This window comes from Streptomyces sp. NPDC040545 (assembly GCF_055595065.1).
This window is the reverse complement of the sequence record NZ_JBVIWA010000001.1, coordinates 90387-97624: the sequence shown is the minus strand read 5'-3', so window position 1 is coordinate 97624 and position 7238 is coordinate 90387. Positions and strand designations below refer to the sequence as shown.

At 73.6% G+C, this 7238-nt stretch carries 7 protein-coding genes; 2 read left to right on the top strand and 5 right to left on the bottom strand.

Annotated elements, in window-relative coordinates; genetic code table 11:
• Positions 1–142: 142 nt before the first annotated feature.
• Both ACZ573_RS00480 and ACZ573_RS00475 read right to left on the bottom strand, forming a co-directional pair.
• Positions 143–1039, bottom strand: coding sequence for a glutaminase (locus ACZ573_RS00480; protein WP_390172347.1), 897 nt, complete (start codon positions 1037–1039; stop codon positions 143–145).
• Between the two features lie 38 nt (positions 1040–1077).
• Positions 1078–1770 (bottom strand): demethylmenaquinone methyltransferase, encoded by a 693-nt coding sequence (locus tag ACZ573_RS00475; protein ID WP_471297392.1) that lies wholly within the window; start codon positions 1768–1770, stop codon positions 1078–1080.
• A gap of 266 nt (positions 1771–2036) precedes the next feature.
• On the opposite strand from ACZ573_RS00475, the gene ACZ573_RS00470 reads away from it, so the two are divergent.
• A complete protein-coding gene (locus tag ACZ573_RS00470; protein WP_471297390.1) occupies positions 2037–2942 on the top strand; it encodes a DUF3152 domain-containing protein in 906 nt (301 codons plus the stop codon).
• 44 nt (positions 2943–2986) lie between these two features.
• On the top strand, positions 2987–3379 hold the full coding sequence (locus ACZ573_RS00465) for a response regulator transcription factor (protein ID WP_471297389.1): 393 nt from the start codon (positions 2987–2989) through the stop codon (positions 3377–3379).
• Here the strand turns inward: ACZ573_RS00465 and ACZ573_RS00460 are convergent.
• The 3 genes from ACZ573_RS00460 to ACZ573_RS00450 all read right to left on the bottom strand — a co-directional run bounded on the left by ACZ573_RS00460 (position 3345) and on the right by ACZ573_RS00450 (position 7128).
• Positions 3345–3989 carry an imidazolonepropionase-like domain-containing protein gene (locus ACZ573_RS00460; RefSeq protein ID WP_471297387.1) on the bottom strand — a complete coding sequence of 215 codons (645 nt, stop codon included), beginning with the start codon at positions 3987–3989 and terminating at the stop codon, positions 3345–3347. The two genes, ACZ573_RS00465 and ACZ573_RS00460, sit on opposite strands and share 35 nt — an antisense overlap.
• 16 nt (positions 3990–4005) lie before the next feature.
• Positions 4006–5205: a cyclic dehypoxanthinyl futalosine synthase gene (mqnC, locus tag ACZ573_RS00455; RefSeq protein ID WP_471297385.1), complete on the bottom strand. Its 1200-nt coding sequence runs from the start codon at positions 5203–5205 to the stop codon at positions 4006–4008.
• A gap of 78 nt (positions 5206–5283) precedes the next feature.
• Positions 5284–7128: a serine/threonine-protein kinase gene (locus tag ACZ573_RS00450; protein ID WP_471297383.1), complete on the bottom strand. Its 1845-nt coding sequence runs from the start codon at positions 7126–7128 to the stop codon at positions 5284–5286.
• Positions 7129–7238: the final 110 nt, after the last annotated feature.

Below are 7238 nucleotides of genomic sequence, written 5' to 3'. Positions count from 1 at the left end.
GGGTTCGGCCCCCCCCCCCTCCCCCCCCCCTCCCCCCCCCCCCCCCCTCCCCCCCCCACCCCCCCCCCCCCTCCCCCCCCCCCCCCCCCCCCCCCCCCCCCCCCCCCCGCGCCTCGAACGCCGGCGAGGCTGAACGCGCGCCTCAGAAGACGGACAGGCCCGTCAGGGTCGTAAAGCGGTCGAGGGCGGCCACGCCCGCCACCGAGTTGCCCCGGGCGTCCAGGCCCGGGCTCCACACCGCGAGGGTGCACTGGCCCGGGACGACGGCGACGATGCCGCCGCCCACCCCGCTCTTGCCGGGCAGCCCGACGCGGTAGGCGAACTCGCCCGCCGCGTCGTACGTCCCGCAGGTCAGCATCACCGCGTTGATCTGCTTGGCCTCGCTGCGCGTCAGCAGCCGCGTGCCGTCCGCGCGGAGCCCGTGCCGGGCCAGGAAACGCCCGGCGCGGGCCAGGTCGGCGCAGCTCATCTCGATGGAGCACTGCCAGAAGTAGTGCTCCAGCAGTGCGGGCACCGGGTTGTCGATGTTCCCGTACGAGGCCATGAAGTGGGCGACGGCCGCGTTGCGGTCGCCGTGCTCCTGCTCGGAGGCCGCGACCTCGGCGTCGAAGCCGATGTCCGGGTTTTGGCTCTCCAGCCGCAGGAACTCCAGCAGCTCGCTGCTCGCGTCGCCCGTCAGGGTCTGGAGCCGGTCGGTGACCACGAGGGCGCCCGCGTTGATGAACGGATTGCGCGGAATGCCGTTTTCGTACTCCAGCTGGACGAGCGAGTTGAACGGGTTGCCGGAGGGCTCCCGGCCGACCCGCTCCCACAGGCTGTCGCCGCCCTCCGCCAGGGCCAGGGCGAGCGCGAAGACCTTGGTGATGGACTGGGCGGAGAAGGGGACCCGCCAGTCCCCCACTCCGAAGACGTTGCCGTCGAGGTCGGCGATGGCCATCCCGAACTGCCGCCGGTCCACGGAGGCCAGCGCCGGGATGTACTCGGCCGGGGTGCCGCTGCCGATCAGCGGGGCGATGTCGGCGGCGATCCGCTCCAGCAGGGGCCCGTAGTCCGTGGGCGCGACGTCTGGCACGGCGGTCAGTCCTTGATGCCCCGGTGCAGCGCGACGATGCCGCCGCTGAGGTTGCGCCAGGCGACCTTGGACCAGCCGGCCTTCTGCAGCAGGACGGCCAGCGCCGGCTGGTCGGGCCATTCGCGGATGGACTCGGCGAGGTACACGTACGGGTCGGGGTCGGACACCACCGTGCGGGCCACCGGCGGCAGCGCCCGCATCAGGTACTCCATGTAGACCGTGCGGAACGGCGCCCAGGTGGGCTGCGAGAACTCGCAGATGACGACCTGGCCGCCGGGCTTCGTCACCCGGTACAGCTCGCGCAGGGCGGCGTCGGTGTCCTGGACGTTGCGCAGCCCGAAGGAGATCGTCACGGTGTCGAAGACGTCGTCCTTGAACGGCAGCTTCGTCGCGTCGCCGGCGGTCAGCGGCAGCCACGAGTGCCTCTTCTTGCCCTCCATGAGCATGCCCAGGGAGAAGTCGCAGGGGACGACGTACGCGCCGGCGGCGGCGAAGGGCAGCGAGGAGGTGGCCGTTCCGGCGGCCAGGTCGAGGACCACGTGCCCGGGGCGCGCGCCGACCGCCTTGGCGACCTGCTTGCGCCACAGCCGGGCCTGGCCCAGCGAGATGACGTCGTTGGTGAGGTCGTATTTCGCCGCGATGCCGTCGAACATGGAGGCGACTTCGTGCGGCTGCTTGTCCAGGGAAGCCCTTGTCACTGGCGTTCGCCCCTCGGTGTGCGATGCGGATCGGCGGGTACGCACCCATCCTCTCAGGCCGCGCCCCCCGCGGGCCGCGCGGGCTCCGGCACCCCCGCCCGCCTTACCCACCGGACAGGTGTCGGAAACTGTTCCGAAGGACAGTTACGCCACGACCCGGCGGACACGTTGACTGACATGGTGCGGCCCGGTGAGGGTCACCCACCGGACCGGTGACCGAATCGTGGCCGGTCCGGCAGTGGCCGCCGCGAACAGGAAGCTTCACGATGCCGGCAGGCCATTCCAGCGGTCGCTCCCGCCGCAGCAGCCCGCGCGCCCAGCGCCGGGCCGAGCGGCGCAAGCGGCTGCGGCGCACGATCCTCCTCGGCTCGGCGGCCCTCGCCGTGGTCTCGGCGACCGCGTACACCCTGCTGCCCCAGGACGACGACGCAAAGGCATCCGCCGGCCGGGCCGCCGCCAAGCCCGACCCGACGGCCGGGGAATCCGGCGACGGTTCCGCGAACGCGGTCCCGCAGGGCGGCCAGCAGTCCCCCTCCCCGCAGCAGCCTCCCGCCTCGCCCGCGGCGCCTCCCCCGGCCTCGCCCACGCCGTCCCCCGACGCGGCGAAACCCACCCAGCCGGGCGCCTTCAAGGCCTCCGCCACCGCCGGCAAGGCGCAGGGCAAGGGGCCCGCGCGCCGCTGGCGGATCGAGGTCGAGGAGGGCAGCGGGGTCGACCCGGAATCGGCCGCCCGCTCGGTCGAGGCGATCCTCGGGGACCGGCGCGGCTGGACCCAGGACCCGACGTACGGCTTCCAGCTCGTCGGGGCGGGCCAGCCGGTCGATTTCACCATCAAGATCGCCACGCCCAAGACCACCGACCGCCTGTGCGAGGTGGTCACGCCCGAGCTCATCGGCGAGACCAACTGCAGCACGGGGCACACCGTCGTGGTCAACCTCAAGCGCTGGCAGGAGGGTTCGCCGCAGTTCGACGGCACGCCCGAGGAGTACCGGGCGCTGATCGTCAACCACGAGGTCGGGCACGAGCTCGGCCGCGGACACGAGGGCTGCCCGGGCCCCGGCAAGCCCGCTCCGGCGATGATGCAGCAGATCAAGGGACTGCAGGGCTGCAAGTCCAACGCCTGGCCGTACGACTCCGATGGAACCTACCTGTCCGGTCCGCACGTCCTATAAGGGGGAGAGCCGGCCATCGAACCGGCCGGGGGCTAGGAGAAAACGTGCGCGTCGTCAGCTTCAGCGTCCCGGCGTGGTTCCCCTCGTACGAGGAGCCGGGCACGCAGGCTCAGGCGCCGGGCGAGGACGTGCCGGGCGGCTCCGCGCCCCACGGGGACCGGCCCGCCGACACCCAGCTGACCGAGCAGGAATCGGCGGTGTTCCTGTGCCTGGCCACCGGTGCCTCCAACCGGGAACTCGCCGACGAGCTCCAGCTCTCCGTCAGTACGGTCAAGTTCCACGTGGTCAACATACGGGCCAAGCTGGGCGGCATCAGCCGCCTGCAGGCCTGCCTGCTGGCCGCCCTCGCCCGGGAGGACACCCGGCGCGCCGAGGACACCGCCCCCGGCGGGGAGAACGGGCTCAGCGACGGCGGTGCAGCAGCCGCCCGCCGATGACCGTGGCCACGCACGAGGTCGCACCCTGCTCCAGCAACTCGGCCTCATCCGCCACCGCGAAGACCGCGAAGCGCGCCGGAACCCCCGCCTCCAGGATCCCGTGGAAGGCCTCCGCCGCAGCGCCCCGCCCGGCGAACGGATCCAGCGCGGGCAGCCCCTCGTAGGCGGCGGGCGGCAGGATCGTGAGCCCGGACCGGGACACCGCCGTGCGCACCGCCGGGATCGTGAAGCGGCCGCAGACCGCCACCACCCCGCGGGCCAGCAGCCGCTGCGTACCGCGCCGGGCGCTGTGGCCCCACCGCGGCTCGGTCATCTTCAGCGCCTCCAGCGCGGCCGCCCCCCGGATCGGGTCGGCGCCGAGCTCGGTGACCTCGTACGGGTCGTCCGGGTAGTACGTGCGCTCCAGCAGCTCGTCCGCCCCGCGCACCACCAGCCCCGGGGTGATCACCCCGGGCCAGCGGCGGGTCCGGGCGTGCGGGTGGGCCGCGGCGACCTCCTCGTACGGCCCCACGCGGGCTATCCGGTCGCCGTCGACGAGGACCGCACCGCCGGGCAGCGGCGCGGATCCCGGCCCGGGGACCAGGAGTTCGGCGGTGTGCAGCGTCAGCATCGGTCGGCGGGCGTCGTCAGTTCGTGGAGATGAGCTTCAGCTCGGGGTGCGCCGTTCCGCCTTCGATGGCGGTGGAGGAGATGTGCGAGACCACGCGCTCGTCGACCGGGTCGTTCGCCGGGTCGTCGTGCACGAGCAGGTGCTCGTACGTCGTCGCGCGCTGCGCCGGGGTACGGCCCGCCTTGCGGATCAGGTCGATGATCTCCTGGCGGTTGGAGCGGTGCTTGGCACCGGCCGAGGAGACGACGTTCTCCTCCAGCATGATCGAGCCGAGGTCGTCGGCGCCGTAGTGCAGCGAGAGCTGGCCCGCCTCCTTGCCGACGGTCAGCCAGGAGCCCTGGATGTGGGCGATGTTGTCGAGGAACAGCCGCGCGATCGCGATCATGCGCAGGTACTCGAAGATCGTCGCCTGGGTGCGGCCCTTGAGACGGTTGTTCTCGGGCTGGTAGGTGTACGGGATGAAGGCGCGGAAGCCGCCCGTACGGTCCTGCGTGTCCCGGATCATCGCGATGTGCTCGATGCGCTCGGCGTTGGTCTCGCCGGTGCCCATCAGCATGGTGGAGGTGGACTCCACGCCCAGCTTGTGGGCGATCTCCATGATCTCCAGCCAGCGCTCGCCGGACTCCTTGAGCGGCGCGATCGCCGTGCGCGGCCGCTCCGGCAGCAGCTCGGCGCCGGCACCCGCGAAGGAGTCGAGGCCGGCGGCGTGGATGCGCCGGATGGCCTCCTCCGCCGAGACGCCCGAGATGCGGGCCATGTGCTCGACCTCGGACGCGCCGAGGGAGTGGATGACCAGCTGCGGGAAGTCCTTCTTGATGGCGGAGAAGTGGTGCTCGTAGTACTCGACGCCGTAGTCCGGGTGGTGCCCGCCCTGGAACATGATCTGGGTGCCGCCGAGCTCGACGGTCTCCGCGCAGCGGCGCAGGATGTCGTCGAGGTCGCGGGACCAGCCCTTCTTCGTGTCCTTGGGGGCCGCGTAGAAGGCACAGAACTTGCACGCCGTGACGCACACGTTGGTGTAGTTGATGTTCCGCTCGATGATGTACGTCGCGATGTGCTCGGTACCGGCGTAGCGGCGGCGGCGCACGGCGTCAGCCGCCTGGCCCAGCGCGTGCAGCGGCGCGTGGCGGTAGAGGTCGAGCGCCTCTTCCTTGGTGATCCGGCCCCCCGCGGCGGCGCGGTCGAGGACAGACTGGAGAACGGCCTGGTCGGTCACCGGTGAGTCACCTTTCGGCGGTGTGTCTGTGTCAAGGTCCGGACCGATCCAGCCTACGCCAGCACCCGGCGGCGTTTTTCAGGGGCTGCGGGTGAGGTCTCCTTCGGGGTTCCCGGCCGGGCTGTCGCCCGACTTGTAGTGGAGCGTTCCGTTGGAGTTGAGGGTGAAGCGCTCGTCGGCGGAGCCGTTGGAGCAGACGCCGGGGGCGGGGTTGGGGTTGCCGGCGGTGTCCAGGACCAGCGAACGGTCGGTGGCCGAGGAGAGCTTCCAGTCGCCGCTGCAGTCGGTGCCCAGGGCGGCCAGGACCGACTTGTCCCGGGCGACGACCTCGCCGACCTTGCCGCCCTTGATGGTGATCTCGAACTCCGAGGGGAGGCCGAGGCGGGCGGTGGTGACCGTGCCCTTCCAGGTGCCGATGACCTCCTTGGGGACGTCCTGGCGGGTCCCCTTGGGCGCGGCGGCGGTCCCGCCCGGGGTCGGGGTGCCGTCGGGGGTGGCACCCGGGGCGACGCTCGACGCGGCCGGAGCCGGGACGGAGGGCCGGGTGTCGCCGGCCAGGTCCCGCTGCCCGCCGCCCTGGCCCGGCAGGACGTCCAGCCAGTACAGCCCGCCGGACAGCACCGCCAGCACGGCAGCTGCGGCCAGGACCACGGTGCAGCTGAACCGGCGCCCGGCCGCCCTGACGGTCACCTGCCGCCCCGGATCCTCCGCGCCGGTCCGCTGCCCGGGCAGCCCCCCGCCGCCGGTGCCCGGGCCGGGGGTCGCGTACGGACCGGAGCCACCGGGTGAGCCGGTGGTCGCGGTCGGCGAGCCGGCCATCCCGCCGCCGCCCGTACCGGCGGGGCCGGAACCATAGGGCGAGCCGGTGCCCGGCCCCCCGTACGCGGGGCCGGGCGGCCCGAAGCTCCCCGCCCCGGCCGGGCCTCCGTACGAGGCGGCCGTGAACGGCACCGGCCCCGACGGGCCGTCCGCGTACGGCGAGTACGGCGCCCCGAAGCCCCGGCCCGCCGACGCGTCGGACCCGCCCTCGGAGGAATCCGCGTCCAGGTCCAGCAGGGCCACGGCGGCCCGGCTGGCCTCCTCGACCAGCGGCCCGGGCAGCCAGCCGGGGGCGCCCAGCGCACCTCCGAGGGCCGCCACGACCGCCTCGGGGGCCGGCCGCTCCGCGGCCGTCTTGGCCAGGCAGGCCTCGATCAGGTCGCGCAGTTCCCCGGCCGGGAGCGCGCCCAGCTCGGGCGGCTCGTGGACCACCTTGTAGAGGAGGGTGGCCGAGTTGTCCCCGGTGAAGGGCGGCCGCCCGGTCGCGGCGAAGGCCATGACCGCGCCGAGCGAGAACACGTCGGCCGCCCCGGTGATCCCCTTGCCGAGGATCTGCTCGGGCGACATGTAGCCGGGCGAGCCGACGGATACCCCGGTGGAGGTCAGCGAGGCGGTGCCGTCCGTGGCCCGGGCGATCCCGAAGTCGATCAGCCGCGGCCCGTCGAGGGTGAGCATCACGTTCGACGGCTTCACGTCCCGGTGCACGAGGCCCAGGCCGTGCACGGCCACCAGGGCGCGGGCCAGCCCCGCGCCGATGGCCCGTACCGAGGCCTCGGGGAGCGGGCCGTGCGCGGCCAGCGCGCGGTCCAGGGAGGGCCCGGCCACGTACCCGGTGGCCACCCACGGCACCGGGGCCTCGGGGTCCGCGTCCAGCACCGGCGCGGTCCACTCGCCGCCCACCCGGCGGGCCGCCTCCACCTCGCGGCGGAACCGGGCCCGGAACTCCTCGTCGGTGGCGAAATGCGGGTGCACGATCTTGACGGCGACGGTCCTGCCGCCCGCGCTGCGCCCCAGGTAGACCCGGCCCATGCCACCCGAGCCGAGCCGGCCGAGCAGCCGGTAGGCGCCGATGGTCCGCGGCTCACAGGCTTCGAGCGGCTGCATCGCGTCCCCCAATTCCCCGTGATCCCGGGCGCCTTGTGCCGCCCGGCCGAGCAGCAGCCTAGGCGGTGCCGGGGCGGGGCGGGGGAAGGAGCGCAGTCACCCTTTTGCAT